Annotated in this window: 17 protein-coding genes; 5 read left to right on the top strand and 12 right to left on the bottom strand. The window is 64.6% G+C overall.

All coding sequences use genetic code 11. The annotated features are described in order from the left end of the window. Positions 1–56: 56 nt before the first annotated feature. Together pyrE and rph are read right to left on the bottom strand one after the other, a co-directional pair. Entirely contained in the window at positions 57–710 is a 654-nt protein-coding gene (pyrE, locus tag ACWPWQ_RS04555) for an orotate phosphoribosyltransferase (protein WP_043128766.1), read from the bottom strand. 83 nt (positions 711–793) lie between these two features. Continuing rightward, positions 794–1,510: a ribonuclease PH gene (gene rph / locus ACWPWQ_RS04550; protein WP_025328763.1), complete on the bottom strand. Its 717-nt coding sequence runs from the start codon at positions 1,508–1,510 to the stop codon at positions 794–796. A 147-nt stretch (positions 1,511–1,657) separates the two neighbouring features. Here rph and ACWPWQ_RS04545 point away from each other — a divergent pair, with 147 nt between their 5' ends. Continuing rightward, positions 1,658–2,521 carry a YicC/YloC family endoribonuclease gene (locus ACWPWQ_RS04545; RefSeq protein WP_265435088.1) on the top strand — a complete coding sequence of 288 codons (864 nt, stop codon included), beginning with the start codon at positions 1,658–1,660 and terminating at the stop codon, positions 2,519–2,521. A 229-nt stretch (positions 2,522–2,750) separates the two neighbouring features. Here ACWPWQ_RS04545 and ACWPWQ_RS04540 read toward each other — a convergent pair whose 3' ends face one another. From ACWPWQ_RS04540 to waaF, 3 genes are all read right to left on the bottom strand, one after another. After that, on the bottom strand, positions 2,751–3,632 hold the full coding sequence (locus ACWPWQ_RS04540; protein ID WP_454009108.1) for a DMT family transporter: 882 nt from the start codon (positions 3,630–3,632) through the stop codon (positions 2,751–2,753). A 145-nt stretch (positions 3,633–3,777) separates the two neighbouring features. Continuing rightward, entirely contained in the window at positions 3,778–5,043 is a 1,266-nt protein-coding gene (waaA, locus tag ACWPWQ_RS04535) for a lipid IV(A) 3-deoxy-D-manno-octulosonic acid transferase (protein ID WP_454009107.1), read from the bottom strand. A 1-nt stretch (position 5,044) separates the two neighbouring features. Next, positions 5,045–6,142: a lipopolysaccharide heptosyltransferase II gene (gene waaF, locus ACWPWQ_RS04530; protein ID WP_454009106.1), complete on the bottom strand. Its 1,098-nt coding sequence runs from the start codon at positions 6,140–6,142 to the stop codon at positions 5,045–5,047. A gap of 224 nt (positions 6,143–6,366) precedes the next feature. On the opposite strand from waaF, the gene ACWPWQ_RS04525 reads away from it, so the two are divergent. Beyond that, complete coding sequence (locus ACWPWQ_RS04525; protein ID WP_454009105.1) at positions 6,367–7,155, top strand: glycosyltransferase family 2 protein; 789 nt, start codon at positions 6,367–6,369, stop codon at positions 7,153–7,155. 58 nt (positions 7,156–7,213) lie between these two features. Here the strand turns inward: ACWPWQ_RS04525 and ACWPWQ_RS04520 are convergent, their stop codons facing one another. Further along, positions 7,214–8,257, bottom strand: coding sequence for a glycosyltransferase family 9 protein (locus ACWPWQ_RS04520; protein WP_454009104.1), 1,044 nt, complete (start codon positions 8,255–8,257; stop codon positions 7,214–7,216). 223 nt (positions 8,258–8,480) lie between these two features. Here ACWPWQ_RS04520 and coaD point away from each other — a divergent pair, with 223 nt between their 5' ends. Next, on the top strand, positions 8,481–8,963 hold the full coding sequence (gene coaD, locus ACWPWQ_RS04515) for a pantetheine-phosphate adenylyltransferase (protein WP_139744767.1): 483 nt from the start codon (positions 8,481–8,483) through the stop codon (positions 8,961–8,963). Positions 8,964–9,037: 74 nt separating this feature from the next. Here the strand turns inward: coaD and ACWPWQ_RS04510 are convergent, their stop codons facing one another. The 6 genes from ACWPWQ_RS04510 to radC all read right to left on the bottom strand — a co-directional run bounded on the left by ACWPWQ_RS04510 (position 9,038) and on the right by radC (position 12,709). Further along, positions 9,038–9,916, bottom strand: a complete 879-nt coding sequence (locus tag ACWPWQ_RS04510) for a VirK/YbjX family protein (protein ID WP_454009177.1) — start codon at positions 9,914–9,916, stop codon at positions 9,038–9,040. A 176-nt stretch (positions 9,917–10,092) separates the two neighbouring features. Further along, the gene (mutM, locus tag ACWPWQ_RS04505; RefSeq protein ID WP_454009103.1) at positions 10,093–10,905 is read right to left on the bottom strand and encodes a bifunctional DNA-formamidopyrimidine glycosylase/DNA-(apurinic or apyrimidinic site) lyase; all 813 of its coding nucleotides are present in this window, start codon (positions 10,903–10,905) and stop codon (positions 10,093–10,095) included. 27 nt (positions 10,906–10,932) lie between these two features. Then, the gene (locus ACWPWQ_RS04500) at positions 10,933–11,388 is read right to left on the bottom strand and encodes a hypothetical protein (RefSeq protein WP_454009102.1); all 456 of its coding nucleotides are present in this window, start codon (positions 11,386–11,388) and stop codon (positions 10,933–10,935) included. A gap of 94 nt (positions 11,389–11,482) precedes the next feature. Continuing rightward, positions 11,483–11,650 carry a 50S ribosomal protein L33 gene (rpmG, locus tag ACWPWQ_RS04495; protein WP_005323752.1) on the bottom strand — a complete coding sequence of 56 codons (168 nt, stop codon included), beginning with the start codon at positions 11,648–11,650 and terminating at the stop codon, positions 11,483–11,485. Positions 11,651–11,661: 11 nt separating this feature from the next. After that, positions 11,662–11,898, bottom strand: coding sequence for a 50S ribosomal protein L28 (gene rpmB, locus ACWPWQ_RS04490; RefSeq protein ID WP_005307492.1), 237 nt, complete (start codon positions 11,896–11,898; stop codon positions 11,662–11,664). A 136-nt stretch (positions 11,899–12,034) separates the two neighbouring features. Beyond that, a complete protein-coding gene (gene radC, locus ACWPWQ_RS04485) occupies positions 12,035–12,709 on the bottom strand; it encodes a RadC family protein (protein WP_454009101.1) in 675 nt (224 codons plus the stop codon). Positions 12,710–12,856: 147 nt separating this feature from the next. Here radC and coaBC point away from each other — a divergent pair, with 147 nt between their 5' ends. Beyond that, positions 12,857–14,059 carry a bifunctional phosphopantothenoylcysteine decarboxylase/phosphopantothenate--cysteine ligase CoaBC gene (coaBC, locus tag ACWPWQ_RS04480; RefSeq protein ID WP_454009100.1) on the top strand — a complete coding sequence of 401 codons (1,203 nt, stop codon included), beginning with the start codon at positions 12,857–12,859 and terminating at the stop codon, positions 14,057–14,059. Positions 14,060–14,187: 128 nt separating this feature from the next. Further along, positions 14,188–14,646 carry a dUTP diphosphatase gene (gene dut, locus ACWPWQ_RS04475; RefSeq protein ID WP_025328776.1) on the top strand — a complete coding sequence of 153 codons (459 nt, stop codon included), beginning with the start codon at positions 14,188–14,190 and terminating at the stop codon, positions 14,644–14,646. The last annotated feature ends 29 nt before the right edge of the window (positions 14,647–14,675 follow it).

Raw genomic sequence — 14,675 nt, 5'->3', positions numbered from 1 at the left:
AAAAAAAATGGCGCCACCCCGAGCCAGGGGCGGCGCCATGATGGCAAGAGAGGTCGTCAGATGCCGTACTGGGCGCGATAGGCCTTCATGGCTGCCAGTTGCTCGGCCAGCGCGGGCTGCTCTGCCTGCTTCTCTTCCAGATAGGCGATGAGGTCGCTCATCTGGATGATGGCGATGATGTGGGCACCGTAGTCACGCTCCACTTCCTGGATGGCAGAGAGCTCGCCCTTGCCCTTCTCCTGACGATCCAGGGCGATCAGCACCCCGGCCAGGGAGGCACCGTTGGCCTGGATCAGATCCATGGACTCGCGGATGGCGGTCCCGGCGGTGATGACGTCGTCCACCAGCATGATGCGCCCCTTGAGCGGGCTGCCCACCAGGTTGCCGCCCTCGCCGTGATCCTTGGCCTCCTTGCGGTTGAAGCACCAGGGCACGTCCACGTCGTGCTGCTCCACCAGTTGCACCGCGGTGGCGGAGGCGATGGGGATCCCCTTGTAGGCCGGGCCAAACAGCACGTCGAATTCGATGCCGGCATCCATCAGGGCGGCGGCATAGAAGCGGCCGAGGCGGGCCAGATCGCGGCCGCTGTTGAACAGGCCGGCGTTGAAGAAGTAGGGGCTCTTGCGGCCGGATTTCAGGGTGAACTCACCGAATTTGAGAACCTGTTTCTCCAGGGCGAACTCGATAAATTGACGCTGGTAGGCTTTCATTCTGGCTCCTTGCTTGGCTTGTCGTTGACGGGTGTGGGGGTATAAAAAAACGCGGACAATGCCGCGTTTTTCAAATCAGAAATTCAAGAGAGCGCCTGCTTCTGCAGCGCTATGATGTCGTCGATGCCGCCCTTGGCCAGCGCCAGCATCGCCAGCAGCTCCTCGTGGGTGAAGGGCTCGGCCTCGGCGGTGCCCTGCACCTCTATGATGCGGCCGTCTTCGGTCATCACCACGTTCATGTCGGTCTCGGCGGCGGAGTCTTCCACATACTCCAGATCGCAGATGGCTTCGCCCTGATACATGCCGACGGAGACCGCCGCTATCATCTGCTTGAGCGGGCTCTGTTTGAGCATGCCCTTCTCCACCATCCAGTTCAGCGCGTCCACCAGGGCCACGCAGGCGCCAGTGATGGCGGCGGTGCGGGTGCCGCCGTCGGCCTGCAGCACGTCACAGTCCACCGTGATGGAGTGCTCGCCCAGCGCGGTCAGGTCCACGGCGGCGCGCAGGGAGCGGGCGATCAGCCGGGAGATCTCCAGGGTGCGGCCGCTCTGCTTGCCGGCAGCCGCTTCGCGGTTCATGCGCGAATGGGTGGAGCGCGGCAGCATGCCGTACTCGGCGGTGACCCAGCCCTGCCCCTTGCCTTTCAGGAAGCGCGGCACGCTGGTGTCGACGCTGGCGGTGCACAGCACGCGGGTGTGGCCGAACTCCACCAGCACAGATCCTTCCGCATGCTTGGTGAAGTTGCGGGTGATGGTAACCGGGCGCACTTGCGCGGCACTGCGATCGCTGGGACGGGACATGGGACTGACCTCTGGGCTGGCTCAAATTGGCGGGGGATTATAAGTGATCCCGCCCCAAATATCAGCCGCTAAAACCACGGCATCGGCTGACGGGGCAAGCCTGGCTGAGTATACTGGCCGCACACTTCATCAAGCCCGGAACAATCAATGATTCACAGCATGACCGCCTACGCCCGCAAGGAATTCAAGGGCGACTGGGGCACAGCCGTTTGGGAAATTCGTTCGGTCAACCAGCGCTATCTGGAAACCTATATCCGCCTGCCGGAGCAGCTGCGCAGCCTGGAGCCGGTGCTGCGTGAGCGTTTCCGTGCCAAGCTGCAGCGCGGCAAGGTGGAGTGCAACCTGAGGTTCGAGGCAGCGCAAGCCGCCGCCAGCCAGCTCCATATCAATGAAGAGCTGGCCAGGCTCATCATCGACAGCGCCAACTGGGTAATGAAAGAGGCGGGCCAGGGCCAGCTCAACCCGGTGGACGTGCTGCGCTGGCCGGGTGTCATGGCCGCCGCCGAGCAGGACATGGACGCGGTCGCCACCGAGCTGCTCGGCGGTTTCGATCTGACCATGGAAGAGTTCCTCGCCTCCCGCGCCAGCGAAGGGGCCAACCTCAAGGCACTGATCCAGCAGCGCCTGGACGGCATCCAGGTGGAAGTGAAGAAGGTGCGCGAGCACCTGCCGCAGATCATCGAGTGGCAGCGCCAGAAGCTCACCGACCGCCTGGCCGAGGCCAAGGTGGAGCTGGATCCCGCCCGCATCGAGCAGGAGATCGTGCTGCTGGCCCAGAAGATCGACGTGGCCGAAGAGCTGGATCGCCTGGAGATGCACATCAGCGAGACCATCAAGATCATGAAGAAGGGGGGCGCCTGCGGCCGTCGTCTCGACTTCATGATGCAGGAGTTCAACCGCGAGTCGAACACCCTGGGCTCAAAGTCCATCAACGCCGAAGTGACCCAGTCCGCCGTCGAACTGAAGGTTCTCATCGAGCAGATGCGCGAGCAAATTCAAAACATCGAGTGATCCCTCTCGCCGATGCACCAGCCCCCGCCACCCGGGGGCTTTTTTATGTCATATCCCCAGTGTGATCAACGGCATGGCCTCGTCGCGCAATCCACCGCAATCTGAGCCATCTTGTCATCGGGACGATGGTGGCGCGGCCATGGGGCGACTCCCTGCCAAAAGAACGGGCCTGCAAGAGCAGGCCCGTTCTTTTGCTGATAACCACCCGTTCTGGCTGGGGGGCGGCCTCTTATCCGTTTGACGCTTTGAATTTGCGGCTGCGCAGCAGCAGGGGGAGCTGGTAGAGCACCAGGGCGCCCAGCACCAGACCGGCGCCGGCCAGCTTGGCGGGGCCCAGGGGCTCGTCATAGAAGAGGGTGCTCAGGATCAGGGTCCAGACGGGTTCCAGCAGCATCAGCAGGGCCGCGTGGGCCGTGGTCATCCGGCTCAGGGCGTGGGTGAGCAGCCAGTAGCGCAATGTGGTGGCGATCAGGACGCTGGCGGCAAACCAGCCCCAGATGCCAGAGCGGATGTCGGCGGGCCACTGCTCGGTCAGCAGGGAGAGCAGGGTGCCGAGCAGCCCGGTCACCGCCAGCTGGATGCAGGTGAGCCAGGTGGGGGGAATGGACTGGGCGAAGTGGCGGTGCACCGCGAGCTGGACCCCCAGGGTGGCGGCCGCCGCCAGGAACCAGAACAGGGAGAGCGACACGCCCCAGTGGGTGCTGCTGGAGAGCAGCAGCAGGCCGGCCACGGCGACGGGCAGAGTGAGCCAGTAGTGGCGGCCGGGTCTGGCCTTGAACGCCGCCCAGGCGGCGAGCGGCGCCATCAGGGTGGCCACGCTCATAATGAAGGCGCCACTGCCGAGTGCATCGCTCTGGCTGATGGCGGTGACCCAGAACAGCAGGCTGGCCCCGAGCAGGGTGCCGCATCCGGCGGCGCGCAGCAGTTGCGAACGGCTGGGGGGCGGCTCGCGCAGCCAGGCCAGTGGCAACAGCAGCAGAGCGGCCAGCAGGAAACGGCTGCCGATAAAGGCGGCGGTGGGCAGTTCGCGAATAGCCTCTTTCGAGAAGAGCCAGCCAGCGGCGGCCAGCAGGGTGACCAGTATCATCAGCAGCAGGGGAGCGCGGTTCATCGGGGCATCACAGGGTCAGGGCAAAGGGCCGAGCATAAAGGAAAGCAGGCCGGATTGCCTGCGGCGTTTGCCCTTGCCCCGGGAGCAGGCGGGACGACGGGCGGGAGCAGGATAAGGCACGGGGTGGCCACCAGGGCCACCCGCGCTAGTCGCTTTCCAGCGCGGCGAGGCAGTGGGACAGTGTGCGCGCCAGCGCCCCCTGGTTGCGCAGCACCACGGCACGGGCCTGCTCCCCCATCTGGCGGCGGGCGCCCGCATCGCCGAGCAGTGCATTTACCTTGTCGCCCAGGGCATCGGCGTCCGCCACCACGGCGGCCCCCCCCTGAGCCACCAGCTGGCGGGTGATGTCGCTGAAGTTGAAGTAGGCGGGGCCGGTCAGGCAGGGTTTGCCGAGCGCCGCCGGCTCCAGCAGGTTGTGGCCACCAATCTTCACCAGGCTGCCGCCGACGAAGGCCAGATCGGCGGCCGCCAGCATCAGCGGCAACTCGCCCATGGTGTCCCCCAGGTAGATTTTGTCGCTCTCGCCGACCGCACTGCCCGCCGTGCGCCGCACGCAGCCGTAGGGGGCGCACAGTTCGGCCACCCGGGCAAAGCGCTCGGGATGGCGCGGCACCAGAATAAGCAAGGCAGACGGATGTACCTTGAGCACCCGATCGAAGGCGGCCAGCACCTGCTCGTCTTCCCCCTGATGGGTGCTGGCGGCGATCCAGACCGGCCGCTCCTGTCCAAGCTGCTGGCGCAGGGCGCGGCCCCTGGCCTGCACCTCGTCGCCAAACTGGATGTCGAACTTGATGGAGCCGGTCACCGCCAGCCGCTCGCGGCCGATCCCCAGACGATGGAAGCGATCCGCGTCGTCCTGGTGCTGGCACAGCAGGTGAGTCAGCGGGCGACTGAGGGCATCGAAGGCGCCCTGGAAGCGGGCATAACGCTGGCAGGATCGCTCGGAGAGTCGGGCATTGAGTATGGTCACCGGCAGGTGGCGCGCCTCGCAGGCCGCCAGCCAGTTCGGCCACAGCTCTGTCTCCATCACCCAGAGGGCGCGGGGCTTGAAGGTGGCCAGAAACGCCGAGACGGCCCAGGGGTAGTCCAGGGGCGCATAGCGGTGCACCACCAGATCCCCGAGCTTGGCCGCCTGCTCGGCGCCGGTGCGGGTGGTGGTGGTGAGCAGTATGGGCAAGGAGGGCTGCTCCGCCTTGAGGGCGCGGATGAAGGGGCTGATGGCCAGCGTCTCCCCCACGCTCACCGCATGGATCCAGAGCGGCGCCTCCTGCCCGGTGGCAGGGGCCCGCCCCAGGTGCTCGGCCCAGCGCTTGCCAAAGCCGGGCTTGCCTTTTTTGGGCTTGTAGAGCGCCAGCAGTGCCAGCGGCAGGCCCAGGTGGATCAGCAGGTTGTAGAGCAGCCGATAGATCATGCTACTGGCCTTCACCGCCGGTCGCGGGGCCCGCCACCGGCTGCAGCGCGATCACCAGATCTTCCGACTCGCTGCGTTCCAGCCGTTTGCCCGCCTCGATGACCTGCTCCGGCATCAGCTCGATCAGGCACTTGAGGTGGCCGAACTTGCAGGTGCGCTTGAAGCAGGGGCGGCATTCGATGTCGGTGTGCACTATCTCGACCCTGTCCGCCAGGGGCGGGGTGTAGAGCGGCGAGGTGGAGCCGTAGACGCCGATCAGCGGCCGGTTGAGGGCGGCGGCGACGTGCATCAGCCCCGAATCGTTGGCGATGACCCGACCGGCCAGGGCCATCAGATCGATCGCCTCATGCAGGCTGGTCTTGCCCGCCAGCACGTGGCAGTTGGGCCGGGACAGGGGGTTGATCCGGTCCCGTATGGTGTTCGCCACCTCCACATCCTTGCCGGAGCCAAAGATCCACACTTGCCAGCCTTCATCCAGATGCTTCTGGGCCACCACGGCGTAGTGCCCCTCGGGCCAGCGCTTGGCCGGGCCGAACTCGGCCCCGGGGCAGAGCACCAGCACGGGGCGGGCGCGATTCAGGCCGAGCCGCTCCAGCGCCTTGCCCTGGTTGACGAGATCCACGTGCAGGGACGGATGGGGGATGGACGGAATGTCGCTCCTGCTCTTCATCTGTGCCTTGGGGTAGGCCAGCGCCAGATAGGCTTCCACCATCAGCGGGAAGGCCTGCTTGTTGCTGCGCATGTCGTTGAGCAGGCCGAAGCGATGCTCCCCCTTCCAGCCGGTACGTACCGGGATCCTGGCAAACCAGGGGATGAGCGCCGACTTCATGGAGTTGGGCTGGATGATGGCCTGATCGTACCGCTCGGCGGCCAACTGCTTGCCGAGCCGGCGGCGGGCCCCCAGCTTGAAGTCGCCGTGGCCGAGCGGCATGGGGATGGCCTTGTCCACCTCGGGCATCCGCTCCAGCAGGGCCACGCACCAGGCCGGCGCCATCACATGCAGCTCGCTGCCCGGGTGGTTGGCCTTGAGTGCCTTGTAGAGGCTCTGGGACATCACCATGTCGCCGACCCAGGAGGGGCCGATCACCAATATCTTCATCGCGCGTCTTCTCTCGGGACTGGCCCGGCTGTTAATCGTTACTGGGCGAGATTATGCCCCAAGAAAGGCCGAAGAAATAACAGAAGATACCTGCCTGATGCGCAAGATGCCTTCCGGGGCCGCGCTGTGGCAGCGGGCCCATGCCCCCACCGGGGTTTTAGGCTAGAATGGGCGCCAATCCGAGCATGACCCGCCCGCCGGGCGCCAACAAGAGTCCAGAACCCGTGAACAAACCGACCCTGGCGGCCGTCCTGATCGTCAAGAACGAAGCCGACAACCTGCGCGCCTGCCTCGCCTCCCTCGACGGCCTGGTGGACGAAATCGTCATCCTGGACTCCGGCAGTCAGGATGAGACCCCCGCCATCGCCGCCGAATTCGGCGCCCGCTTCTTCGTCAACACCGCCTGGCCTGGCTTCGGCCGCCAGCGCCGCCTCGCCCAGTCCCATGTCCAGTCGGAGTGGGTGCTGTGGCTGGATGCGGACGAGCGGCTCACCCCCGAGCTCAGGGAGGCCATCAAGGGGGTCATGGCCGACCCGGCCGGCGACACCATCTACTCCATCCCCCGCCTCTCCTGGGTGTTCGGCCGCTTCATCCGCCACAGCGGCTGGTACCCGGATCGGGTGCTGCGCCTCTATCCCAGGGCGCTCACCGGCTACAACGAGGCCCTGGTGCACGAGAAGGTGGAGGTGCGCGCCAACATGAAGATCGTCAACCTGCACGGCGACCTGCTGCACTTCACCTACCGGGATCTGGAGCACTATCTGGTGAAATCCGCCGGCTACGCCAGGGCCTGGGCCGATCAGCGCACCGCCCGCGGCAAGAAGGGCTCCCTCGGCCAGGGACTGGTGCACGCCATCGGCTGCTTCCTCAAGATGTACCTGCTCAAGGCTGGCTTCCTCGATGGCAAGCAGGGACTGCTGCTGGCCATCCTCTCCGCCCATTCCACCTTCGCGAAGTACGCGGACCTCTGGATCCGCCAGCAACCCCAGGCACCGGACCAGGCACCCAAGTAAGCCGGCATGGCGACACCCCCATGACGAGACAGGGCCCCGAGGGGCCCTGTCTGCATTCTCAGCTCTCTGCCCGCCAGAACGGCGGAGCCCAGCGGGCGATCGCCGCCGCCATGGTCTTGGGATCGAGCTGGCTCATGTCTTCCGGATGATCGCTGTCTTCCGGCGGACTGAAGGCCAGATGACGCCCCTCGCTGTTGAGCGGGCGCCAGCGCAGCGGCGTGGCGGAGCGGTGCGCCGGGAAGAAGCCGATGGTCGGCACGTCCAGCGCCGCTGCTATGTGCAGCGGCCCCGTGCTACCTGCCACGAACAGGGCGGCATTGGCCATCACCTGACAGAACTTCGGCAACCCCTCGTCGGAGCGGTAGATCCAGCCGTTGCCACCGTGGGCCAGCAGCTCGGCCGCCAGCTGCTCCGCCTTGCTCTCCTCTCCGGGCCCCGCCGTCAGCACGCACTGCAATTCCGGGCAGGCCTGGTTGAGCTTGATGATGAGGCGCGAGTACTGCTCTATGGAGAGGTTGTTGGCCGAGCCGCCGCTGCCAGCGTGCACCATCAGCCAGGGGCGGCTCGCATCCAGCCTCAACCGGCTGGCGACCTGTTCGCGCACCTGCTGCAGGCTCTCGGGATCGAAGCTGAGGTAGGGCCCATGGGGCTCCACCACGCTCAGTTGCTGGTCGGCGAGGAAGCGGCGCACCAGATCCAGGTTGTACTCGTACTCCGGCTTCTGGGAGCGGGAACGGCGCTGCACCAGCCGCTGGTTGTAGAGCACCTGGGCCAGCTTGGTGGCCGGGGCCAGCCGGTAGGGAATATGCGCCTTCCACACCAGCTTGGCGTTACGGGTGTTGGAGAAGAGGCAGATGGAGGCATCGAAGGCGGCCGCCTTGATGCGGGCCAGCAAGGCCCGTTGCTGTTCCTTGTCGGCCCGGGCACCCGGATCCAGGATGATCTCGTCGATCCAGGGGCAGAGGCGGGCCAGCGGCGCCGTGTAGGCGGGGACCAGGGCAGTCACATGACACTCCATGGAGCGCTTGAGCATGGCAAAACTCGGCCAGGCCAGCATGAAGTCACCAATCTTGTCATTGCGTACTACCAGAATGCGTTTCATAAAAAATCCCTTTGCTCCCTGTCACCAATGCAGGGAGGCTCGATGCGCGGTGCGGCTATTCTTGCCTGATGCCGGGCTATTCTCAAGCGAAGACGCCGAGGGGTCCTGATTTGGGCGATCCAACCTGGGGCGTCGCGCCAGAAATCCGCGCCATCCCGGTCGCGACAAACCACCAACAGACCCTATAATGCGACCAATTTTCCCGGTTGCAGGAATCAGCAGCATGACCAACAAGGTAATCTATCCCGGCACCTTCGACCCCATCACCAACGGCCACACCGACCTGATTGGCCGGGCCGCCAGGCTGTTTGACGAGGTGGTGGTCGGGGTCGCCAACAGCCCGAGCAAGCGACCGCTGTTCGATCTGGCGGAGCGCGTCCTGCTGGCCCAGCAGGTGACCGCCCATCTGCCCAATGTCAAGGTGGTGGGCTTCTCCGGTCTGCTGGTGGATTTTGCCAGGGAGCAGCAGGCCAACGTGCTGATCCGCGGCCTGCGCGCCGTCTCCGACTTCGAGTACGAATTCCAGCTGGCCAACATGAACCGCCGCCTGATGCCGGAGCTGGAGAGCGTCTTCCTCACCCCGGCGGAAGAGAACTCCTTCATCTCCTCCACCCTGGTGAAGGAAGTCGCCCTGCACGGCGGCGACATCCACCAGTTCGTCGATCCCCTGGTGGCACAGGCCATCGCCGCCAAACAGGGCAAGTGACAACGCAAACAGGCTACCTCGGGTAGCCTGTTTGTCGGGGCAGTTGACGCTGCCCCTGTCTCCCGCCCCTGCCGTCAGTCCGGCGTGCAGTTCAGCACCTGCTGACAGTTGAGCGCCAGCTCGTCCAGCCAGGCGTAGCGACGCCGGTACATGGCCCGCTTCCTGGCGGCCACCTCCTCCAGCGGCTTGCGCACCACGGGCTGCAACCGCACGAAGTTGGCATCCTGATCCAGGGCTCCGAACTCCTGCCACAGCTCGTCATAATCCGCCTGCAGGCAGGCTTTTTTCTTCTTGCTGTAGCGTCTGGCCTGGAAGATGTGCGCCTTCATCCGCACGGCCGAGACACGGCTTGCCCCCATGGCTCCGGCCAGCGCCATCACCAGCATCACCACCAGCGACTTGGGTCTCAGGCCATGGCCCGCCTTGGTCAGGGCTCGCACCTGCTCCTGGGGCTGCTCGACACCGGGCTCGGGCCCCTGCACCGAGCCTATCACCAGCGCCAGCTCGTGCTCGCTGCCCGCCAGCGAGAAGGCGCAGCTGTAGAGCCGCTCCCCCTGCTCGTTGACGATGGAGAGGGCCAGCTCGGCCTCCCGGCGGAAGGTGCCGTCGTGGCGCAGCACCAGGCGACAGCCCCCCTCGGGGTAGCGGCCGAGTTCGATCCCCTCCCCCAGATAGAGCGGGTCGATAAGGTCGGGATAACAGGCCAGCAGCAGCCGGTAGTGATCCTCCACCATCCTGACCCGCTGATTCACGGTCGAGCAGGCGAAGCGATAGGGGCGCATCGGCTTGTCGAGCAGCTCGGGATAGTGGGCAGGCAGGGCCCTCAGGGGTTCTGTCTGAAACAGCTCGAACACCCGGTTCAACTGCGGCCGGTAGAGCAGACTGCGTAGCACGAACTTGCCGCGATTGAAGGTCTTGCGGGCGCTGTCATCGGGATAAAGGAAGCGGGCCATTTTCTGGGCGCAATAGTGCCCCTGCTGGGATAAATGATCCCAGTCTATTGATTCTGCTGTCATTTTATTATCTCTTCTGCGTGTACAGCGAGATACTAGTCAGCGACAGCCGGGGCTTCAACAGACTGGAAATACGTCGTTACAACTTCACCGCGTCTCCCCCCAAATGGTCCGGATCAGCGCTGGCAGTGGGAGCAGAATACAGTGGTTCTCTGGCCCATCCTCACCTCGGTCAGCAGGGTATGGCAGTGGAAACAGGGCTGGCCGCCCCGGCCATAGACCTGCAACTGCTGCACGAAATAGCCCGGCTTGCCGTCGGCACTGGTGAAATCCTTGAGGGTGGTGCCCCCCTGGCGAATGGCCTCGGCCAGCACCCGCTTGATCTCTGCCACCAGGGTCCCCAGCCGCTCGCCGCTGATGTTGCCCGCCGCCCGCTTGGGGTGAATGCCGGCGGCGTAGAGCGCCTCGTTGGCGTAGATGTTGCCCACCCCGACCACCACCTGGTTGTCCATCAGGAACTGCTTGATGGCGGTGCTGCGCCCCTTGGCCCGCGCCCGCAGATAGTCGGCGCTGAAGGCATCGGTGAGCGGCTCAGGCCCCAGCTTGGCGAGCAGGGCGTGCGCCTCGGCGGGTTCACGGGTCCACAGCAGGGCGCCGAAACGGCGCGGATCGTTGAGCCGCAGCAGCTTGCCGTTGGCGAGCTCGATATCCACGTGATCGTGCTTCTCGGCCGGGGCGCCTATATCCAGCACCCGCAGGCTGCCGGACATGCCGAGATGCAGGATGGCGGTGCCAAAATCGGTCTCCAGCAGCAGGTACTTGGCGCGGCGGCTGACCCTGTGGATGACGAGATCCACCAGCTCCTGGATCTCGCCTGGCACGGGCCAGCGCAGCCGGCCATCCCTGACCACCACACGGGTCACCTTGATGCCGGTGAGCCAGGGAGAGATCCCCTGGCGGCTGACTTCGACTTCCGGTAATTCAGGCATAGACAGGCCTCTCGCTCACGGCAGGGTTCAGGGGGTGGGACGCAGCAGGTCGCGGTACTGCTCCTGGCTCAGGGTGAGCCAGGTCGAGGGGGGCAGCAGGGCGGCAAACTTGCCGTCGTCCTGATAGAGCCCCACTTCAACCGGATCGCTCTGGCCGGCGACCCATATCTTGAGGGTGACAGGGGGGCCGCGCACGGCCCCGCCCGGGGGCAACAGCCAGCCTTGCCATGTCTCGATGCGGGCGGCCAGCTGGGCGCTGCTGAGCCCCAGATCCGGCCCGCTGCGCCAGCCCTGGCCGATCCGCTCTATCTGCCAGCTCGGCCCCTGCCAGGTCAACACCACGGCAGACTCAGGCAGCAGGGGACGGGCGCGCTGGGCGCTGTTCTCCTGCTGGGCCTGCTCCAGCCGGTGCAGCAGGGTGATAACGATCAGCACCACCACTATGATCACGTTATTCCAGCCTTTACGGCTCAATTTGAACATGGCAAGCCTCCCTTTGAAGCGGCAGTGTACTGAATTCCATCCATAAAAAAACCCGGCACTAAGCCGGGTTTTTTGGGAATGCAGCATCAAGTGATTACTTGATTTTGCCTTCCTTGTAGATCACATGCTGACGAATAACGGGATCAAATTTCTTGATCTCCATTTTTTCGGGCATGGTGCGCTTGTTCTTGGTAGTGGTATAGAAGTGACCAGTACCGGCGCTGGAGTTCAGGCGAATCTTATCGCGAATACCTTTAGCCATGATCTAATTCCTTATACCTTAACGCCGCTGGCACGCAGTTCAGCCAGAACCACTTCAACGCCGCGCTTGTCGATGATACGCATGCCTTTTGCGGATACGCGCAGGCTTACGAAGCGTTTTTCACTCTCAACCCAAAAACGGTGAGTGTGCAGGTTCGGCAGGAAACGACGCTTGGTAGCGTTGTTAGCGTGCGAACGGTTGTTACCAACTGCCGGGCGCTTGCCGGTTACTTGGCATACTCTAGACATGTCAGTCTCTCCAAATCTTACTTCATTGCTCGAGCAAATATCTGCCCCGCTGGCCTTCGATTGCGGGGCAAACAGAAGGCGGCATTTTATACAGCATCCGTGATCAAAGATCAACTAATACAGTGCCAGAGCCCAGTCATAACCAACCACGCTCTGCGAAAGAAACCGTGATGCCGTCACCGATCACCAAGTGATCCAGCACTCTGATATCGACCAAGGCCAGGGCGGCCAGGATCCGATCCGTGATCTGGCGGTCGGCCCGACTGGGCTCGGCTACGCCGGACGGGTGATTATGCGCCAGAATCACGGCGGCTGCATTATGTTTGAGCGCGATCTGCACGATTTCCCTGGGCCAGACGCTCGCCGAATCCAGGGTGCCGTAGAAAAGTTCAACAAATTGAATCACTCTGTGCTGGTTATCGAGTAATAACAGCGCAAACACCTCCCGCGGCCTGTCCCGCAGCTGAGCCTGCAGATACTCCCGGGTCAGCTGGGGGGACGTGAGGGCCTCCCCCCGTTGCAACTGCTCGGCAAGATGCCGTCTGCCCATCTCCAGCACCGCCTGCAACTGGGCATATTTAGCCGGCCCCAGCCCGTGAGCGCCGCAAAAAGCCTGTCGCTCGGCCCCAAGCAGCCCCCGCAGGGAGCCGAACTGCTGCAACAGCTGGCGGGACAGATCCACCGCGCTCAGGCCGCTGACCCCGGTGCGCAGGAAGATCGCCAGCAATTCCGCATCGGACAGCACCCCCGCCCCACGGCGCAGCAGCTTCTCCCGGGGGCGCTCATCTTCCGGCCACTCCTTGATGCTCATTTGTCTCTCCCCCATGGCTATTGAGAGAAAACATAGCAAAAAATCGCGGGAGCCCGACCACAACTCCCCCATGTCAGCCTCTGTCGTCGTCCATCGCCTGTGCTATCTTACCCGACCAGTCAGAGTGAGCCGAAAGAGAAGCAGCAGATGAGATTGGCCGATAAACGCATCCTGTTGGGTGTCAGTGGCGGGATCGCCGCCTACAAGAGTGCCGAGCTGGTACGCCGCCTGAAAGATCAGGGGGCCGAGGTGCGGGTGGTAATGACCCGCTCCGCCAAGGAGTTCATCACTCCCCTGACCCTGCAGGCCGTCTCCGGCCACCCGGTGGCCGACAGCCTGCTGGACCCGGCCGCCGAGGCGGGCATGGGCCACATCGAGCTGGCCAAGTGGGCGGATCTGGTACTGATCGCCCCCGCCAGCGCCAACCTGATGGCGCGCATGGCCGCCGGCATGGCGGACGAGCTGCTCACCACCCTCTGCCTGGCCACCCCGGCAACCGTGGCGCTGGCCCCGGCCATGAACCAGCAGATGTATCGCAACGCCGCCACCCAGGCCAACCTCAAGACCCTGGCCAGCCGCGGCATCCTGCTGTGGGGGCCGGATTCCGGCAGCCAGGCCTGCGGTGACGTGGGCCCCGGCCGGATGCTGGATCCCCTGGATCTAGTGGAGCGCTGCTGCCAGCAGCTGGCTGCCGAGCCGTTGCTGGCGGGGGTCAAACTGCTGCTCACCGCAGGGCCGACCCGCGAGGCGCTGGATCCGGTGCGCTACATCAGCAACCACAGCTCCGGCAAGATGGGTTACGCCATCGCCCGCGCCGCCCGCGAGGCGGGTGCCGAAGTGACGCTGGTGAGCGGCCCTGTCGCCCTGGCCACCCCGCAAGGGGTGACAAGAGTCGATGTGGAGAGCGCCCTGCAGATGCACGAAGCTGTGATGAGCCGGGTCGGTGAGTGCGACCTCTTTATCGGCTGCGCCGCCGTGGCGGACTATCGCCCGGCCCAGGTCGCCAGCCAGAAGATCAAGAAGACTGGTGACAACGACCAGATGGCGCTGACCCTGGTCAAGAATCCCGACATCATCGCCGCCGTGGGGGCACTGTCAGACAAGCCCTTCACCGTCGGATTTGCCGCCGAAACCGTGGATGTGGAACAATACGCCCTCGACAAACTGCGACATAAGCGGCTGGACATGATCGCCGCCAACGACGTGTCCCGCGCGGGTCAAGGCTTCAATGCCGATGACAACGCCCTGACCGTCTTCTGGCAAGGGGGTCAGGCCGCCCTGCCCCTGGCCGACAAGCTGACGCTGGCTCGTCATCTTGTCGCCCTGATTGCACGCCACTATCGACCCTGAGCCCAGGGCCATGACCACTGGCGACGGACTCACGGCGGCCGGCATCGCATTGACAACATGCTGGGCGACCCAAGGGCGCTCACTGAACCACTCGATCGCCCCGGGGCGATCCAATTGAAAAACGATTCATGACGACACAAATTGAACTGAAAATCCTGGATGCCCGCATCGGCACCGACTTCCCGCTGCCTGCCTACGCCACTCCGGGTTCCGCCGGCATGGATCTGCGCGCCCTGCTGGATGCACCGATCACGCTGGCACCGGGCGACACCACCCTGGTGCCGACCGGGCTCGCCATCCACATTCAGGATCCGGGTCTGTGCGCCACCATCTTGCCCCGCTCCGGCCTGGGTCATAAGCACGGCATAGTGCTCGGCAACCTGGTCGGTCTCATCGACTCCGACTACCAGGGCCAGCTGATGGTCTCGGTCTGGAATCGCGGCAACGACAGCTTCACCATGCAGCCAGGCGAGCGCATCGCCCAGCTGGTGATCCTGCCCGTGGTGCAGGCCAGCTTCCAGCTGGTCGACGAATTCAACCAGAGTGAACGGGGTGAAGGCGGGTTTGGTTCTTCTGGTCGCCAATAACAAGACCACACAACCCCCTGGGGTCTGTG

This window comes from Aeromonas sp. Marseille-Q7275 (assembly GCF_965119515.1).
This window is presented reverse-complemented; position numbering and strand designations above follow the sequence as displayed.

Coding starts and splice junctions, on each gene's coding strand:
- pyrE (WP_043128766.1), bottom strand. CDS start 710: ATGAAAGCCTACCAGCGTCAATTTATCGAGTTCGCCCTGGAGAAACAG.
- rph (WP_025328763.1), bottom strand. CDS start 1,510: ATGTCCCGTCCCAGCGATCGCAGTGCCGCGCAAGTGCGCCCGGTTACC.
- ACWPWQ_RS04545 (WP_265435088.1), top strand. CDS start 1,658: ATGATTCACAGCATGACCGCCTACGCCCGCAAGGAATTCAAGGGCGAC.
- ACWPWQ_RS04540 (WP_454009108.1), bottom strand. CDS start 3,632: ATGAACCGCGCTCCCCTGCTGCTGATGATACTGGTCACCCTGCTGGCC.
- waaA (WP_454009107.1), bottom strand. CDS start 5,043: ATGATCTATCGGCTGCTCTACAACCTGCTGATCCACCTGGGCCTGCCG.
- waaF (WP_454009106.1), bottom strand. CDS start 6,142: ATGAAGATATTGGTGATCGGCCCCTCCTGGGTCGGCGACATGGTGATG.
- ACWPWQ_RS04520 (WP_454009104.1), bottom strand. CDS start 8,257: ATGAAACGCATTCTGGTAGTACGCAATGACAAGATTGGTGACTTCATG.
- coaD (WP_139744767.1), top strand. CDS start 8,481: ATGACCAACAAGGTAATCTATCCCGGCACCTTCGACCCCATCACCAAC.
- ACWPWQ_RS04510 (WP_454009177.1), bottom strand. CDS start 9,916: ATGGCCCGCTTCCTTTATCCCGATGACAGCGCCCGCAAGACCTTCAAT.
- mutM (WP_454009103.1), bottom strand. CDS start 10,905: ATGCCTGAATTACCGGAAGTCGAAGTCAGCCGCCAGGGGATCTCTCCC.
- ACWPWQ_RS04500 (WP_454009102.1), bottom strand. CDS start 11,388: ATGTTCAAATTGAGCCGTAAAGGCTGGAATAACGTGATCATAGTGGTG.
- rpmG (WP_005323752.1), bottom strand. CDS start 11,650: ATGGCTAAAGGTATTCGCGATAAGATTCGCCTGAACTCCAGCGCCGGT.
- rpmB (WP_005307492.1), bottom strand. CDS start 11,898: ATGTCTAGAGTATGCCAAGTAACCGGCAAGCGCCCGGCAGTTGGTAAC.
- radC (WP_454009101.1), bottom strand. CDS start 12,709: ATGAGCATCAAGGAGTGGCCGGAAGATGAGCGCCCCCGGGAGAAGCTG.
- coaBC (WP_454009100.1), top strand. CDS start 12,857: ATGAGATTGGCCGATAAACGCATCCTGTTGGGTGTCAGTGGCGGGATC.
- dut (WP_025328776.1), top strand. CDS start 14,188: ATGACGACACAAATTGAACTGAAAATCCTGGATGCCCGCATCGGCACC.